The 13,097-nt window shown below is 70.3% G+C and carries 19 protein-coding genes; 16 read left to right on the top strand and 3 right to left on the bottom strand.

What is annotated here, in order from left to right:
• The first annotated feature begins 39 nt into the window (after positions 1-39).
• From C3942_RS12155 to C3942_RS12140, 5 genes are all read left to right on the top strand, one after another.
• Positions 40-345 (top strand): YMGG-like glycine zipper-containing protein, encoded by a 306-nt coding sequence (locus tag C3942_RS12155; protein WP_104230613.1) that lies wholly within the window; start codon positions 40-42, stop codon positions 343-345.
• Between the two features lie 220 nt (positions 346-565).
• Positions 566-1,165, top strand: a complete 600-nt coding sequence (locus C3942_RS12150; protein WP_104230612.1) for a ferritin family protein — start codon at positions 566-568, stop codon at positions 1,163-1,165.
• A gap of 91 nt (positions 1,166-1,256) precedes the next feature.
• Entirely contained in the window at positions 1,257-1,667 is a 411-nt protein-coding gene (locus C3942_RS12145; protein WP_104230611.1) for a hypothetical protein, read from the top strand.
• Complete coding sequence (locus C3942_RS22300) at positions 1,664-1,837, top strand: hypothetical protein (protein ID WP_165797431.1); 174 nt, start codon at positions 1,664-1,666, stop codon at positions 1,835-1,837. Before C3942_RS12145 ends, C3942_RS22300 begins: the two co-directional genes overlap by 4 nt.
• Positions 1,834-2,220, top strand: a complete 387-nt coding sequence (locus C3942_RS12140) for a cupin domain-containing protein (protein ID WP_104230610.1) — start codon at positions 1,834-1,836, stop codon at positions 2,218-2,220. Before C3942_RS22300 ends, C3942_RS12140 begins: the two co-directional genes overlap by 4 nt.
• Here the strand turns inward: C3942_RS12140 and C3942_RS12135 are convergent.
• Positions 2,217-2,930, bottom strand: a complete 714-nt coding sequence (locus C3942_RS12135; RefSeq protein ID WP_207766064.1) for a murein L,D-transpeptidase catalytic domain family protein — start codon at positions 2,928-2,930, stop codon at positions 2,217-2,219. The two genes, C3942_RS12140 and C3942_RS12135, sit on opposite strands and share 4 nt — an antisense overlap.
• Before the next feature lie 115 nt (positions 2,931-3,045).
• Between C3942_RS12135 and C3942_RS12130 the strand changes: the two genes are divergently transcribed.
• Positions 3,046-4,650: a L,D-transpeptidase family protein gene (locus C3942_RS12130; RefSeq protein ID WP_104230608.1), complete on the top strand. Its 1,605-nt coding sequence runs from the start codon at positions 3,046-3,048 to the stop codon at positions 4,648-4,650.
• Positions 4,651-4,678: 28 nt separating this feature from the next.
• Positions 4,679-4,948, top strand: coding sequence for a YcgL domain-containing protein (locus C3942_RS12125; protein ID WP_104230607.1), 270 nt, complete (start codon positions 4,679-4,681; stop codon positions 4,946-4,948).
• A 15-nt stretch (positions 4,949-4,963) separates the two neighbouring features.
• Here C3942_RS12125 and C3942_RS12120 read toward each other — a convergent pair whose 3' ends face one another.
• Positions 4,964-5,413, bottom strand: a complete 450-nt coding sequence (locus tag C3942_RS12120) for a hypothetical protein (RefSeq protein ID WP_104230606.1) — start codon at positions 5,411-5,413, stop codon at positions 4,964-4,966.
• 137 nt (positions 5,414-5,550) lie between these two features.
• On the opposite strand from C3942_RS12120, the gene C3942_RS12115 reads away from it, so the two are divergent.
• Together C3942_RS12115 and C3942_RS12110 are read left to right on the top strand one after the other, a co-directional pair.
• On the top strand, positions 5,551-5,973 hold the full coding sequence (locus C3942_RS12115) for a hypothetical protein (RefSeq protein ID WP_104230605.1): 423 nt from the start codon (positions 5,551-5,553) through the stop codon (positions 5,971-5,973).
• Positions 5,970-6,956 (top strand): NAD-dependent epimerase/dehydratase family protein, encoded by a 987-nt coding sequence (locus C3942_RS12110; protein WP_104230604.1) that lies wholly within the window; start codon positions 5,970-5,972, stop codon positions 6,954-6,956. The genes C3942_RS12115 and C3942_RS12110 overlap by 4 nt, the downstream gene beginning before the upstream one ends.
• Positions 6,957-7,028: 72 nt before the next feature.
• Here C3942_RS12110 and C3942_RS12105 read toward each other — a convergent pair whose 3' ends face one another.
• Positions 7,029-7,394: a VOC family protein gene (locus C3942_RS12105; RefSeq protein ID WP_104230603.1), complete on the bottom strand. Its 366-nt coding sequence runs from the start codon at positions 7,392-7,394 to the stop codon at positions 7,029-7,031.
• A gap of 159 nt (positions 7,395-7,553) precedes the next feature.
• On the opposite strand from C3942_RS12105, the gene C3942_RS12100 reads away from it, so the two are divergent.
• The 7 genes from C3942_RS12100 to C3942_RS12070 all read left to right on the top strand — a co-directional run bounded on the left by C3942_RS12100 (position 7,554) and on the right by C3942_RS12070 (position 13,091).
• Entirely contained in the window at positions 7,554-7,943 is a 390-nt protein-coding gene (locus C3942_RS12100) for a DUF4345 domain-containing protein (RefSeq protein ID WP_104230602.1), read from the top strand.
• Positions 7,944-8,040: 97 nt separating this feature from the next.
• Positions 8,041-8,682: a 1-acyl-sn-glycerol-3-phosphate acyltransferase gene (locus C3942_RS12095; RefSeq protein WP_104230601.1), complete on the top strand. Its 642-nt coding sequence runs from the start codon at positions 8,041-8,043 to the stop codon at positions 8,680-8,682.
• Between the two features lie 22 nt (positions 8,683-8,704).
• Positions 8,705-9,496 (top strand): dienelactone hydrolase family protein, encoded by a 792-nt coding sequence (locus C3942_RS12090; RefSeq protein WP_104230807.1) that lies wholly within the window; start codon positions 8,705-8,707, stop codon positions 9,494-9,496.
• A gap of 94 nt (positions 9,497-9,590) precedes the next feature.
• A complete protein-coding gene (locus C3942_RS12085; RefSeq protein ID WP_104230600.1) occupies positions 9,591-10,106 on the top strand; it encodes a hypothetical protein in 516 nt (171 codons plus the stop codon).
• Positions 10,107-10,196: 90 nt separating this feature from the next.
• On the top strand, positions 10,197-10,859 hold the full coding sequence (locus C3942_RS12080; protein WP_104230599.1) for a glutathione S-transferase family protein: 663 nt from the start codon (positions 10,197-10,199) through the stop codon (positions 10,857-10,859).
• 11 nt (positions 10,860-10,870) lie between these two features.
• Positions 10,871-12,805, top strand: a complete 1,935-nt coding sequence (locus C3942_RS12075) for a sensor histidine kinase (protein ID WP_104230598.1) — start codon at positions 10,871-10,873, stop codon at positions 12,803-12,805.
• A gap of 85 nt (positions 12,806-12,890) precedes the next feature.
• Positions 12,891-13,091, top strand: a complete 201-nt coding sequence (locus C3942_RS12070) for a hypothetical protein (RefSeq protein ID WP_104230597.1) — start codon at positions 12,891-12,893, stop codon at positions 13,089-13,091.
• The last annotated feature ends 6 nt before the right edge of the window (positions 13,092-13,097 follow it).

Here is a 13,097-nt window from a genome sequence, read left to right as displayed (position 1 = left end):
GCACCGCATACCATCAATCTCCAGGGAGGGGGTTTTCACATGCGTCTGAAAGTCATTGCCATGCTGGCCGGTCTGGGCCTGGCGTCCACGGCCAGCCTGGCCGCCGACACCGGGGCGATCCTCGGCGGAGCCATCGGCGGCGGTGCCGGCGCCGCGGTCGGCGACAGCATCGGCGGCCGAGACGGCGCCATCATCGGCGGCGCCATCGGCGGCGCGGCGGGCGCGGCGATCGGCTCGCAGTCCGAGCCGGCCAGGAAAGTCGTGGTGCACGAGCACTATCACGGCGACAACGGCAAGCACCGCGGCCACCGCAAGCACAAGAAGCACCACAAGCACGACGACTGACCGTCTTGCAGCGTTCCGAAAAGCGCCGGCCTGCCGGCGCTTTTTTCGTTCCGGCCTGCAAAACGCGCGGCGGCGTCCTGCTGCCCCTGCAATCCGCAGCCGTGCCCCGGCATTCCCCCTTGATTCCACGAGGTTTTGCCCCCGGCCCGCTCCTTGCGCTGGCGCTTGCGGCCGCGCTGGCGGCTACCCCTTGGTCGACCCACATTCACTTGGAGGCACCATGAACAAGGCACAGCTGAAGGAACTGCTGATCCAGGCACTGGAACACGAGCGCGGCGGCGTGGAGGTCTACACCACCGCGGTGGAGTGCGCCGTCAACGAAGACTTGAAGGAAGAGTGGCAGAAATACCTCGGAGAGACGCGCCGCCACGTGGAGGTACTGACCGGCGTGTTCGAATCCCTGGGCCTGGACATCGAGGAGGATTCCCCTGGCCGCCGCATCGTCCACGATCTCGGCCAGTCGCTGGTCGCCGCGATGCAGGCCGCCCTGCAGGCCGGCCAGCCCGAGGCAGCGGAACTGGTGGCCTGCGAATGCGTGGTGCTGGCCGAGACCAAGGACCACCTGAACTGGGAATTGCTGGGGCGCTGCGCCGACAAGCTCCGGGGCGCCGAAGCCAAGATCCTCCAGAGCGCCGCCGAAGAAGTCGAGGACCAGGAGGACGAGCATCTCTATCACACGCGCGGCTGGTGCCGCGAACTGTGGATCGCCTCGCTGGGCATGAAGGCCGTGCTGCCTCCGCCCGAGGAGAAGAAGCAGGTCAAGACCGCCATCGGCGCCTCGCGAGCCGAGCACAGCCGCGATCAGATGCTGAAGCACTGACGGCCGCGTGCAGGGGCGCCCCGGGGGCGCCCCTGCCTTCCGGGCGCCAAGGGCTCCGGGTTAGGCTGGCGCAACGCCCGCCGGAGCCCCCATGACCCCACACCCGATCCCGCCCCGCACCGTCCGCTTCTGGGCCGGTCTCGATGCCGGCATCGCCTGGATGGCGATCCCGCCGCTGGCGCCGAAGTTCCTGGCGATGATCTACTGGCTCAACGGCCTGCTCGGCGGCGATGCCGCCGCCCCGCCGCTGGACCAGCCCATGCACCTGCTGTTCGTCTGCCTGACCGGCGCCCTGGTGGGCACCTGGGCACTGGCGCGGCTGCTGCACCCGGTCGGCCTGCTGGGCGTCATCGACGGCTGGGCACGCCTGTACGTGGCGGCCGTGCTGGCCTGGGTGATCCTGGGGCTGGACGGCCCGCCGATCCTCTGGCTGTTCGTGCTGACCGAAACCGCCGGCACCCTGAGCCAGTTGCGCGCCGCCTATGCCAGGCCCGACGCATGAAGGAACTGCCACCCTGGAAGCGGGGCAAGCCGCCGGGCAAGGGCCAGTCGTTGACGCCGGAGCAGAAGGCGGCTGCCAAGGCCCGCGCCGAACGTGCCGGACGCCGCTATCCCAACCTCGTCGACAACATGTGGGCTGCCCGTCAGGGCAAGGCCGGCAAGACACGATGAAGGAAGGAACCAGCAGGGGCAGCGCGGCAGCCGAGCAGCCCACCGCGGAGCGTTGCGACATCGCCGAACTGTCCAACACGGCGGACGACCCGGAGCTGTCGGTGGCTCGCGCGCGCGTCGCCCCGGGGATCACCACGCGCTGGCACCGCCTGCACGGGATTGCGGAGCGCTACGTGATCCTGGAAGGGCGCGGCCGCGCCGAGGTCGGCGGCCTGCCGCCGCAGGACCTGCTGCCGGGCGACGTGCTGCGCATCGCCCCGGACCAGCCGCAGCGCATCACCAATACCGGCTCGGCAGACCTGGTGTTCCTGGCGCTGTGCACGCCGCGCTTCCGCTGGGACGCCTACGAGGACATCGACGAGGCGATGGCCGGCCGGACCTAGGGCAGCGCTCCGGACCGCAGCGGCGGCTCGTTGGAAGCCAGCGCGGCCCCGGCGGCATCGGGCGGCTCGTGGCCGGACACCAGGGGACACTGCGCATAGCCGCTGGCACCGGCCCAGTGCGGGTCCGGGTACCAGGCGAAGAGGAACTGGCCGTCCTTGAGCGTGTCGATCAGCTTCTGCGCCACCGCCGGCCGCACGGCCGGGCAACCCCAGCTGCGTCCGAGCCGTCCCTGCTTGCCGGCCTGCCTGGCGTCCACGTACTGCGCGCCGTGGATCACCAGGGCGCGCGCATAGGCACGGTCGTTGATCCCGGGTTCCAGGCCGGCCATGCGCAGGGAATAACCGTTGCGCCCGTCATAGGCCTCCAGCGTGCGGAACGGGCCGAGGCTGGAGGTGAGGCTTTCGGGATCGTTGGAGAAGCGCGTGGCGAGGTTCTCGCCCGAGTTCTTCCCGTGCGCCACCAGCTCGCGGAACAGCAGCTTGCGCCGCTGCAGGTCGAATACCCAGAGGCGCCGCTGCGTCGATGGCAGGGAGTAGTCGATCACCCCGAGGTGCCGGGCCGGCGCCATGCCGGCCGCTTCGGCACAGGCCAGGGCGGACAGCGCCGCCTTCAGCGCCACCGGGTTGAGATCCGGCGCGACGCGGCGCAGGGCCTCGGCCGGTGGCGCGGCGGCGGCGGTTCCGGCCGCCAGCAGGGCAAGGGCGGCCATCAGACGCCGCCTGACAAGGGCATACGACATGGCGCCATGGTAGCCGGGCCGGCGGACAGGGCAAAATCGCCCCGACCAGCGGGCATCCGAACCCGCACGACTGACAGGGAGCGTCATGAGCACATCCATACTCCGCCGCGGCCTCGCGGCCCTGCTGCTGGCCGGCTCCTGCATCCTGCCCGCCCAGGCCCAGGGCCTGGACGAGGCGATCCGGGAGCGCGTCGAGCAGTTGCGCGACGCCGGTCCCTCCGGCCCGAAGCTGGAGGGCGTCTCCCTGAGCGAGGGCATCGCGCGCTTCTACGAGCGCCGCGACTTCGCGCCGGCCTGGAATGACCGCGCCAGGCAGGAAGCGCTGATCGGCGCGCTGCGCGGCGTCGCCGGCGACGGCCTGGATCCACGCGACTATGCGCCGGAAGCGGTCGAGAAGGGTCCGGCCTCGGCCGATCCGCCGAGCATCGCGGCCTACGACCTGGCCACCACCCGCTCCTACCTGCTGGCCCTGGCGCACCTGTTCCGCGGCAAGGTGAACCCCGCCAGCCTCGACGCGCAGTGGAACTTCGCCGCGCGCACCATGACCCCGGACGAGGCCCTGGGCTACATGGTGGACGCGGTGCGCAGCGGCAACATCGCCGGCGTGTTCGATGGCGCCCGGCCGGCCCACCCGGCCTATGCGCGGCTGCGCGCGGCGCTGGCGCGGCTGCGCGCGGTGGAAGCCGCCGGCGGCTGGGTCGCGATCCCGGCGGGGGCCACGCTCAAGCCCGGCATGGACGATCCTCGCGTGGTGCTGCTGCGCAAGCGGCTGGCCGCCACCGGCGACATCGCGGCCGCGGAGGACAACGGCGCCACCCTGTACGACGCCACGCTGGAGGCCGCGGTGAAACGCTTCCAGCAGGAGCAGTACCTGGACGCCGACGGCGCCATCGGCCCCGGCACCCGCACGGCGCTGAACGTGCCGGTGGCCCGGCGCATCGACCAGGTCCGGGCCAACCTCGAACGCGGACGCTGGCTGCTGCACGAACTGCACGACGACTTCGTGCTGGTGGACGTGGCCGGTTTCCAGATCAACCTGTTCCGCAAGGGCGCATCGGTGTGGTCCTCCCGCGTGCAGGTGGGCAAGCCGTTCCGCAGCACGCCGATCTTCAAGTCCGAGGTCACCTACCTGACGCTGAACCCGACCTGGACCGTGCCGCCGACGATCCTGCGCGAGGACGTGCTGCCCAAGGTCCGCCGAGACCCGGGCTACCTGGCGCGCAACCGCATCCGCGTGTTCGACTCCTCCGGGCAGGAGCTGGATCCGAAGAAGGTGAACTGGGCCAAGCCGGGAGCCATCACGCTGCGCCAGGATGCCGGCGAGGGCAATTCGCTGGGCCGTGCCGTGATCCGCTTCCCCAACCCCTACGCCGTGTACCTGCACGACACGCCGCACCGGGAGCTGTTCGGTGCCAGCCAGCGTGCCTTCAGTTCCGGCTGCATCCGCGTGGAGAACGTGCTGGAGCTGGTGCGCCTGCTGCTCGACGACCCGGCCTGGGACCAGGCTGGGCTGGACAAGGCGCTGGCCGAACCCATCACCCGCAGCGTGAAGCTGGGCAAGCCCCTGCCGATCCTGCTGGCCTACTGGACCATCGACGTACCCGAAAGCGGCCGCGTCGGCTTCAAGGCCGACATCTACGACCGCGACCCCGCCCTGGTACGCGCGCTGGCCGAGCGGCCAAGGCCCTGAGCCGGCATCCACCGCCATACTCCGCGCCATGAGCACCGATTGCACCATCTACCGCTGCGGCCGCCAGGACGAGATGTACCTCTACCTGCGCGCCGACCTGACGCCCGAGCAGCTGCCCGAGGCGCTGCGGCGCCTGACCGGCAAGCTGACCGAGGCCATGCGCCTGAGCCTGACGCCGGAGCGGCGGCTGGCGCGGGTGGACGTGGCGCTGGTACTGGAGAAGCTGGTGGCGCAGGGCTACTACATCCAGATGCCGCCGGACGGCCTGCTCAAGGCCAACCTGCATTTCGGCGACTAGACCTCTCGACGCGCGCTAGTCCTCCGCGTCCTCGGCGCGGCGCAGCTGCTGCTTGCCCTTGGCGATCAGCTCGCGCGCCAGCCGCTTGGGCAGGTGCATCTTTTCCGGACGCGGCAGCGCGGTGGAATCGTCGATCAGCGCCTTGATCGCCAGCAGCCGGTAGACCATCTCCTGCTCGGCCGCGGCCTTGAGTTCCTGTCCCGGCTGCAGCACGGTGGAAAACACATTGGCGCCGGCGCCGTGGTTGCTGACTTCCCGTCCAGTTGCGGTGTCGTAGATCGCGATCCAGCGCTGCTCCGGCACCGGGCCGCCCTCACCCAGCGAGCCGGCCGTGCCGGCGGCCAGGGTGATCGCCACCGGCCAGGGCGTGTAGTTGGCGTAGATCGGCGTCTTCGGCGCCTTGGGCTGCCAGGTGCGCTGCAGCGTGGCTTCCTGAGTGCACAGATCGATCGTCGACAGGGTCATCCGCAGGCTCCGGGTCGCGGCCGCTGCCGCATCGGGCGAATGATAGACCGCACGGGCCGCGCGCGGGATATTCCGCTGCGAGCCGCGCCGGGTTAGGCTGCGCGGGTCCACCGCAAACCCGTCCCAGGAAGCGCGACATGGCGACCCAGGTGCTGATCGACAACCCCTACGTCACGCTGTGGTTCCACACGGACAGCAAGATCGTGCATCACCAGATGCACAAGTTCATCATCGAGTCCGTGTTCCGTGATTTCCTGGAAGCCGGCATGCAGGCCATGAAGCAGAACGGCGCCTGCAAGTGGCTCTCCGACGACCGCAAGAACCCGGTGCTGGCGCAGACCCTGCATGACTGGGCCCGCAATTCCTGGTTTCCGAGGACCCGCGATGCCGGGTGGAAGTACTGGGCCATCGTGGCGCCGGAGGAAGAGCTCGGGCAGTGGACCATGCAGCGCGCGGTGGACGACTACCGCGCACAGGGCATCACCGCCCGCTACTTCAAGGACCCGCAGGAAGCCATGCAGTGGCTGGAAGCTGTCGACGCGATCGAGCCCGCCGCATGACGGCGCCGCGCCCCAGCATCTTCCTGACCGGCGGCTCCGGCTTCCTCGGCCGCCGCCTGATCGTCGACCTGATCGCCGCCGGCTATGGCGTACGCGCGCTCGCCCGCTCGGAGCGCGCCGCCGCAACCGTCCGCGCGCTGGGTGCCGAGCCGGTGCCGGGCGACCTCGGCGATCTGCCGTCGATGCGCGACGGCATGGCCGGCTGCGCGGCGGCGATCCATTCCGCCGCCAAGGTCGAGCAGTGGGGACGCTGGGAGGATTTCCTGCGCGACACCGTGCAGGGGACCGAGCAAGTGATCGCCGCCGCGCGCGCCGCCGGGCTGCCGCGCCTGCTGCACATCAGCACCGAGGCCGTGCTGGCTGACGGCCATCCGATCGTCGATGCCGACGAAACGCGGCCGCTGCCGCCGCAGCCCAACGGCTTCTATCCGCGCTCCAAGGGGCTGGCCGAGCAGCGCGTGCTGGCCGCTAACGGCAGCGACCTGGAAACGCTCGTGGTGCGGCCGCGCTTCATCTGGGGCAAGGGCGACACCACGCTGGCGCCCAAGCTGGCACAGGCCGCGAGGGCAGGCTGGGTATGGTTCGGCGGGGGGCGGCATCGCATCTCGACCTGCCACGTGCGCAACGTCTCGCACGGCGTGCTGCTGGCGCTGGAGCGCGGGCGCGCCGGGGAGATCTATTTCCTGACCGACGGCGCACCGGTGGCCTTCCGCGACTTCATCGGCCGCCTGATCCGCAGCCAGGGCGTGGAGCCCGGCGAGCGCACCGCGCCGCTGTGGATCGCCGACGCCCTCGCCGCCCTCGGCGAAGCCGCCTGGACGCTGCTGCCGCTCCGCGGCGAGCCGCCCCTGACCCGCAGCGCCCTGAACCTGTTCTTCCGCGAGGTGACCGTGCGCGACGACAAGGCGCGCCGCGAAATCGGCTACCGCCCCGTGGTCAGCGTCGAGGAAGGCCTGCGGGAACTGGCGCCCCCCGCAAGCTGACCATCGCCCGGCCCGACCTCGGCCGAGAGTCGTGGAGAAACCGCCGCGAGTACCCCGGGGGGGCGGCGATGCTCAGCCCATGAAGAAGACGTTGAGCTTGTTCCCGTCCGGATCGCGGAAGTACGCCGCGTAGAAGGTATCGCCGCGCGCACCGGGCTTGCCCTCGTCGGTCCCGCCCAGCTCCATGGCCTTGGCGTAGAACTTGTCGACGTTGGCCTTGCTGCCGGCGGACAGCGCCACCATGACGCCGTTGCCCACGGTCGCGGAGTTGCCGTCGAAAGGCTTCACCACGGCCAGCGCCGCGGCACCCGGCTTGCCCCAGAGGACGAAGCCGTCGAACTCCATCATGCGCTTGACGCCCATCTCGCCGAACAGCGCATCGTAGAAGCGCGTGGCCCGCCCCATGTCGTTGGTGCCGACGCAGACATAACCGATCATGACCTTCTCCCCCGCAGGGTTCTTCTGGAATGGCGGGCAAGCTAGTCGGGCGCCCACGCGGCGGTCAAGTCGCGCGAAAGGACGCGGCACGGCCGCCGGCGGTCCTGTCCTTGCGCCGCCCGATGGCGGACACTGCCGCGAAACAGGGGAGGAGAAGCCATGGCGCTGTACGCATACCTGCTGGTCACCGGCCTGATCTTCGCGCTGCTGGGCTTCTACACGCTGGCCGATCCGCAGGGAGCGATGGATGCCGGGCAACTGGGCCTGACGCTGGACTCGGCCGCCGCCTTCAGCCAGATGCGCGGGGCCGGCGGCGGCACGACGCTGGCGGTGGGACTGTTGCTGCTGGCCTCGATGCTGCGGCCGGCGCTGCGGCGTCCCGCGCTGTGGACGGTGGTGGTGGTCCTGGGCGGCCTGGAGGCCGGCCGCGTGGTCAGCCTGCTGGTCGATGCCCCTCCGCCGCCCGGCGTCGTGGCCAGCATGGTGATCGAGAACCTCGGCCTGTGGCAGGCGCTGTACTGGCTGCAGCACGAAGCCGTCCCGGCCTGAGCGGGTGGCCCCGCGTGACGGCCGATGATGGGATAATCCGGCCCCGACACCGCAAACACAGAGAAAACCAGGGAATGTCACACGGGGGGATGGGCTGATGGCGCCGCTCGGGCCAAGGGTGCCGCAGCGCGGCAATGCGTTTTCGCGCGGGCTGGGCCGGCTGGTGCTGCGGCTGATGGGCTGGCGTGTCGTCGGCAGCGTTCCGGACGTGCCCAAGATGGTGCTGGTGGGCGCCCCGCATACCACCAACCTGGACGGCGTGATCGCCTTCGCGATCCTGATCGGCCTGGGCCTGCGCGCCAGCACCATGATCAAGGACAGCGCCTTCCGCGGCTTCGGCGGCGTGGTGCTGCGCTGGCTGGGAGCGGTGCCGGTCAACCGCAAGAGCCCCAAGGGCATCGTCGAACAGACCGTCGATGCCTTCCACCAGAACGAGCAGTTCGTGCTGCTGCTGGCGCCGGAAGGCACGCGCACCGCCGCCAAGGCCTGGAAGCGCGGCTTCCATCACGTGGCCCTGGGTGCCGGCGTGCCGATCGTGGCGGCCGCCATCGACTACCAGCGCAAGCAGGTCAGCTTCAACCAGCCGCTGCAGCCCTGCAGCGACTACGAGGCCGATCTCGGCCGGCTGCTGGATTTCGTCGCCGCTCATTCCGCCCCGCGCCACGCCGACCGTCTCTCGAAGCCTATCGCCGAGCGCCAGGGCCGCCCCTGGCGGGGCGAGGACGCCGGCCCGGACTGAACCGCCTCGCATGGAGCCGCAGATGAGCATCGAGATTCCCGGATTCGAACACGGCCCGCTGGAACTGGAGGGCGAGCGCCGCGACGTCTATCGCCGAGGCCAGGGGCGCGCGGTGATCGTGATGTCGGAGGTGCCGGGCATCACGCCGCAGGTGGCGCGCTTCGCCACGCGCGTGGCCGATGCCGGCTTCTCGGTATGGATGCCGCAACTGTTCGGCACGCCGCTGGAACCGCTGACGCCCGCCACTGCCGCGCGCACCATCGCCAGGGTCTGCATCAGCCGCGAGTTCCGCGTGCTGGCGGCCCACCGTTCCAGCCCCATCGTCGACTGGCTGCGTGCCCTGGCACGCCACGCTCATGCCCAATGCGGCGGCCCGGGCGTCGGGGCGGTCGGCATGTGCCTGACCGGCAATTTCGGCCTGGCCATGATGCTCGACGCGCCGGTGATCGCGCCGGTGCTGGCGCAACCCTCCCTGCCCGGCGGCATCACCCATGCCCAGCGCTCCGGCCTGCACGCCTCGCCGGAGGAGATCGCCGCGGCGCACCGGCGCATCGACCGGGAGGGCGCCCGCATCCTCGGCCTGCGCTTCAGCGGCGACCCGATGTGCCGGGCCGAGCGCTTCGAGCGCCTGCAGGCCGAGTTCGGTCCCGCCTTCGAAGCCATCGTGGTGCCGTCACGCAACGCCAATCCGGACGCCCTGCCCCCGGCGCACAGTGTCATGACCACGCACCTGATCGACCGCGAGGGCGAACCGACTCGCGCGGCGCTGGACCGCACGCTGGCTTTCCTGCACGAACAGCTGAACCGCGCCTGAGCGGGGCCGGGCCCGCGTTCAGACGGCGTTCACCGCCCCCTTCCATCATGGACCGGCGGCCAGGAAGGCCGCTTGATCTCGGAAGGATCGTGCCATGGATACGACACTGGCTCAGGACGAGGCCCGCCGGGCCGCCCAGCATCATGCCCTGAAGTCCCGACTCGAAACCCGGGTGGATTCGCAGATCGCGGCGCAGGCCCAGGACGGCCTGCAGAACGAGCAGCAGCGGATCGACGCCGTCGCGGCGGACCTGCAGCGGCGCCTGATCGACGAGGTTTCCGACCGCGAGCGCGAAGTCATCCAGCTGCGCGCCATTGCCCGCGCCGGCCAGGTCGTGGACTACGTCTTCTGGGTGCTCTACGCCCTGCTGGGCTTGCGTTTCACGCTGGCGCTGATCGGCGCCCGCGAGGGCGCCGGCTTCGTGCGCTTCGTCAAGGGCATCACCGAGCCGCTGTTCCTGCCGTTCAAGGGCATCGTCGCCAGCCCGGCCCTGGAAACCGGCGGCACCCTGGTCCTGCCGCTGCTGCTGGCCATCGGCATCTACGCGCTCGTGCACCTGGCCATCAAGGGCCTGCTGCGCCTCTGGGCCCAGCGCCGCACCGACATCTGATATCCCGCCCCGGATGGGCGGCTTGTCTACATGACGCTGCCGCCCATCTGTGCTTTGATGACGGACGAACCCTTGCCGCAGAGGACTGCCATGGTCACCGTCCACCATCTCAACAACTCCCGCTCGCAGCGCGTGCTCTGGCTTCTGGAGGAACTGGGCGTGGAGTACCAGGTGAAGCGCTACGAGCGCAACGCCAGGACCATGCTGGCACCGCCGGAACTCAAGGCGGTCCATCCCCTGGGCAAGTCCCCGGTGATCACCGATGGCGGCAACACCGTGGCCGAATCCGGCGCCATTTTGGAGTACCTGGTGGGCCGCTACGGCCAGGGCCGGCTGGTCCCGGCCGAGGGCAGCCCGGAGCGGCTGCAGTACAGCTACTGGCTGCACTATGCCGAGGGCTCGATCATGCCCCTGCTGGTGATGAAGCTGGTCCTCAGCCAGGTGCCCAAGGGCACGCCGGCACTGGTGCGGCCGGTGGCGCGCGGCATCGTCGGGGGCGTGGACAAGATGTTCCTCGGCCCCAACCTGCGCACCCATGTCGCTTTCATCGAGAACGAGCTGGGCAAGACCGGCTGGTTCGCCGGCAGGGAGTTCAGCGCGGCCGACATCCAGATGAGCTTCCCGGCCGAGGCGCTGGCGGCGCGAGGCGGCGACGTGCCGCCCAACCTGGCCGGCTTCCTCCAGCGCATCCACGCACGCCCTGCCTATCAGCGGGCCTTGCAGAAGGGCGGCCCCTACGAACTGCTGCGCTGACGCGGCCACGCATGTTCCTCGGGGGACGGACGCACCACCTCTCGATCACCGCCAAGCTGGCGGCGATCGTGGTGGTATTCGTGGCGATCGTGTTCTCCCTGGTGGCCGTGGTCACGCTCAGCCTGCGCCTGGCCAGCGGTGCGCGGGCCTACGTCGGCGGCGAGGGCCTCTGGTCCAAGGGACAGAAGGACGCGGTCTACTACCTGAGCCGCTACGCCCAGTACGGCCGCACCGACGACTACCGGCTCTACCGGGAAGCCATCGCGATCCCGCTGGGCGACCGCGAGGCCCGCCTGGAAATGGAGCGGCGCTCCTACAACGAGGCTACCGTCCGCCGCGGCTTCGTCGCCGGCGGCAATGCCGAGCAGGACGTGCCGGACATGATCTTCCTGTTCCGCCATTTCCGCTGGATCGACGAACTCGACACCGCGGTGCAGGTCTGGCGCGAGGCGGAGCGCCGCCTGCTGGAGCTGGAAGTCATCGCCGACGAGCTGAAGCGCTCGCATGCCGCCGGATCACTGACGCCGGAACGGCGTGAACATCTGCTGCAACGCATCGCCACGATCAACGCCGCCGTGGCACCGCTGGAACGCCGCTTCTCCGTGGCCATCGGTTCCGCCGCACGCTGGATGCAGCACGGCCTGCCGCTGCTGATCGCGCTGTTCGCCGCCGTGCTGCTGGCGGCGGGCCTGCTGGTGTCCTGGGTGGTTTCGCAGGACCTGCGGCGCAGCATCCTGGCGCTGCGCGAGGGGGCCCTGCGGGTCTCCCAGGGCCACCTGACGCATCGCATCGAGGTGCGCTCCGGGGATGAACTGGGCGAGCTGGCCACCGTGTTCAACGAGATGATCGTGCGGCGGCGCCTGGCGGAGGAGGGACTGCGGGAAACCACCGAGTTCCGCAACAAGGTCATGCAGAGCGCCACCAATGCGATCTTCGCCTTCGACCTGCAGGGGCGATTCACGCTGGTCAACCGGCAGACCTGCGTGATCACCGGCCACGAGGAGCAGGAACTGCTGGGCCGCAGCTTCCTGCCGCTGATCCCGCTGGAGCAGCGGCCGCTGGTGCAGGCCCTGTTCGACGCGGCGGCCAGCGGCCGCGGTGCCGCCAACAACGTCGAGACGCCGATCCAGCGCAAGGATGGCAGCCTGACCACGATCGTGTTCAGCAACGCCCCGCTGATGAAGGGCGGCACGGTGATCGGCGTCGCCGGCACGGCAGAGGACATCACCGAGCGCAAGCGCGCCACCGCCGAGCTGGCCGAACGCGCCGAGGAACTGGCGCGCTCCAATACCGAGCTGGAACACTTCGCCTACGTCGCCTCGCATGACCTGCAGGAGCCGCTGCGCACCGTAGCCAGCTTCACGCAGCTGCTGGCGCGCCGCTTCAGCGGACGCGATCCGGACGCCAACGAATTCGTCGGCTACATCACCGACGAGGTGCAGCGCATGCGCCAGCTGATCGAGGGCCTGCTCACCTACTCGCGCGTGACCCGCGAGAAGCAGCAGCCGGAGCCCACCTCGCTGGACCGGCTGCTCGACGCCGCGCTCGCCAACCTGCGCACGACCATCGCCGAGAGCGGTGCGGTGATCCGGCGCCAGCCGCTGCCGACGCTGCCCGTGCAGGGCCAGCTGATCACCCAGCTGTTCCAGAACCTGGTCGGCAACGCCATCAAGTTCCGCGGCCAGGAAGCGCCGCAGATCGACATCGACGTCCAGCCGGATGCGGACTTCTGGCAGTTCTCGGTGCGCGACAACGGCATCGGCATCGATCCGCTCTATGCGGAGCGCGTCTTCGTGCTGTTCCAGCGGCTGCATACCCGCGAGGTCTATCCGGGCAGCGGCATCGGCCTGGCCATCTGCCGCAAGATCGTCGAGCGCCACGGCGGGCGCATCTGGGTGGAACCGGGCTATCCGGGATCCGTGTTCCGCTTCACCCTTCCGGTCTAGGGAATTATCCCGGCGGCCTGCGGTCCCATCCTTGAGGGAGCCGTAAGCCCGCCCGCAGATTGCAAAGGAGAATCCCATGCCAAGGATGGCGAACAGAAACGGCGCCGAAGCGCCGCGCAAACCCGAAACCGCCCGCGATCCCAATGACGCGATCCTGGGCGCCCTGAACGCCGATCGCGCCACGCCCGACCACGGCGCGGACGCGCGCGGCCCGTCGGCACGCCAGGCGGACCGCCTGGAGCGCCGCCCTGCCGAGAAGCCCGCGCGCCCGAGTTCCGCGCTCTAGGAGGCC

It is taken from the genome of Solimonas fluminis (assembly GCF_002930645.1).
GTDB classification, from domain to species: Bacteria; Pseudomonadota; Gammaproteobacteria; order Nevskiales; family Nevskiaceae; genus Solimonas_A; species Solimonas_A fluminis.
This window is presented reverse-complemented; position numbering and strand designations above follow the sequence as displayed.

Coding starts and splice junctions, on each gene's coding strand:
- C3942_RS12155 (WP_104230613.1), top strand. CDS start 40: ATGCGTCTGAAAGTCATTGCCATGCTGGCCGGTCTGGGCCTGGCGTCC.
- C3942_RS12150 (WP_104230612.1), top strand. CDS start 566: ATGAACAAGGCACAGCTGAAGGAACTGCTGATCCAGGCACTGGAACAC.
- C3942_RS12145 (WP_104230611.1), top strand. CDS start 1,257: ATGACCCCACACCCGATCCCGCCCCGCACCGTCCGCTTCTGGGCCGGT.
- C3942_RS22300 (WP_165797431.1), top strand. CDS start 1,664: ATGAAGGAACTGCCACCCTGGAAGCGGGGCAAGCCGCCGGGCAAGGGC.
- C3942_RS12140 (WP_104230610.1), top strand. CDS start 1,834: ATGAAGGAAGGAACCAGCAGGGGCAGCGCGGCAGCCGAGCAGCCCACC.
- C3942_RS12135 (WP_207766064.1), bottom strand. CDS start 2,930: ATGGCCGCCCTTGCCCTGCTGGCGGCCGGAACCGCCGCCGCCGCGCCA.
- C3942_RS12130 (WP_104230608.1), top strand. CDS start 3,046: ATGAGCACATCCATACTCCGCCGCGGCCTCGCGGCCCTGCTGCTGGCC.
- C3942_RS12125 (WP_104230607.1), top strand. CDS start 4,679: ATGAGCACCGATTGCACCATCTACCGCTGCGGCCGCCAGGACGAGATG.
- C3942_RS12120 (WP_104230606.1), bottom strand. CDS start 5,413: ATGACCCTGTCGACGATCGATCTGTGCACTCAGGAAGCCACGCTGCAG.
- C3942_RS12115 (WP_104230605.1), top strand. CDS start 5,551: ATGGCGACCCAGGTGCTGATCGACAACCCCTACGTCACGCTGTGGTTC.
- C3942_RS12110 (WP_104230604.1), top strand. CDS start 5,970: ATGACGGCGCCGCGCCCCAGCATCTTCCTGACCGGCGGCTCCGGCTTC.
- C3942_RS12105 (WP_104230603.1), bottom strand. CDS start 7,394: ATGATCGGTTATGTCTGCGTCGGCACCAACGACATGGGGCGGGCCACG.
- C3942_RS12100 (WP_104230602.1), top strand. CDS start 7,554: ATGGCGCTGTACGCATACCTGCTGGTCACCGGCCTGATCTTCGCGCTG.
- C3942_RS12095 (WP_104230601.1), top strand. CDS start 8,041: ATGGCGCCGCTCGGGCCAAGGGTGCCGCAGCGCGGCAATGCGTTTTCG.
- C3942_RS12090 (WP_104230807.1), top strand. CDS start 8,705: ATGAGCATCGAGATTCCCGGATTCGAACACGGCCCGCTGGAACTGGAG.
- C3942_RS12085 (WP_104230600.1), top strand. CDS start 9,591: ATGGATACGACACTGGCTCAGGACGAGGCCCGCCGGGCCGCCCAGCAT.
- C3942_RS12080 (WP_104230599.1), top strand. CDS start 10,197: ATGGTCACCGTCCACCATCTCAACAACTCCCGCTCGCAGCGCGTGCTC.
- C3942_RS12075 (WP_104230598.1), top strand. CDS start 10,871: ATGTTCCTCGGGGGACGGACGCACCACCTCTCGATCACCGCCAAGCTG.
- C3942_RS12070 (WP_104230597.1), top strand. CDS start 12,891: ATGGCGAACAGAAACGGCGCCGAAGCGCCGCGCAAACCCGAAACCGCC.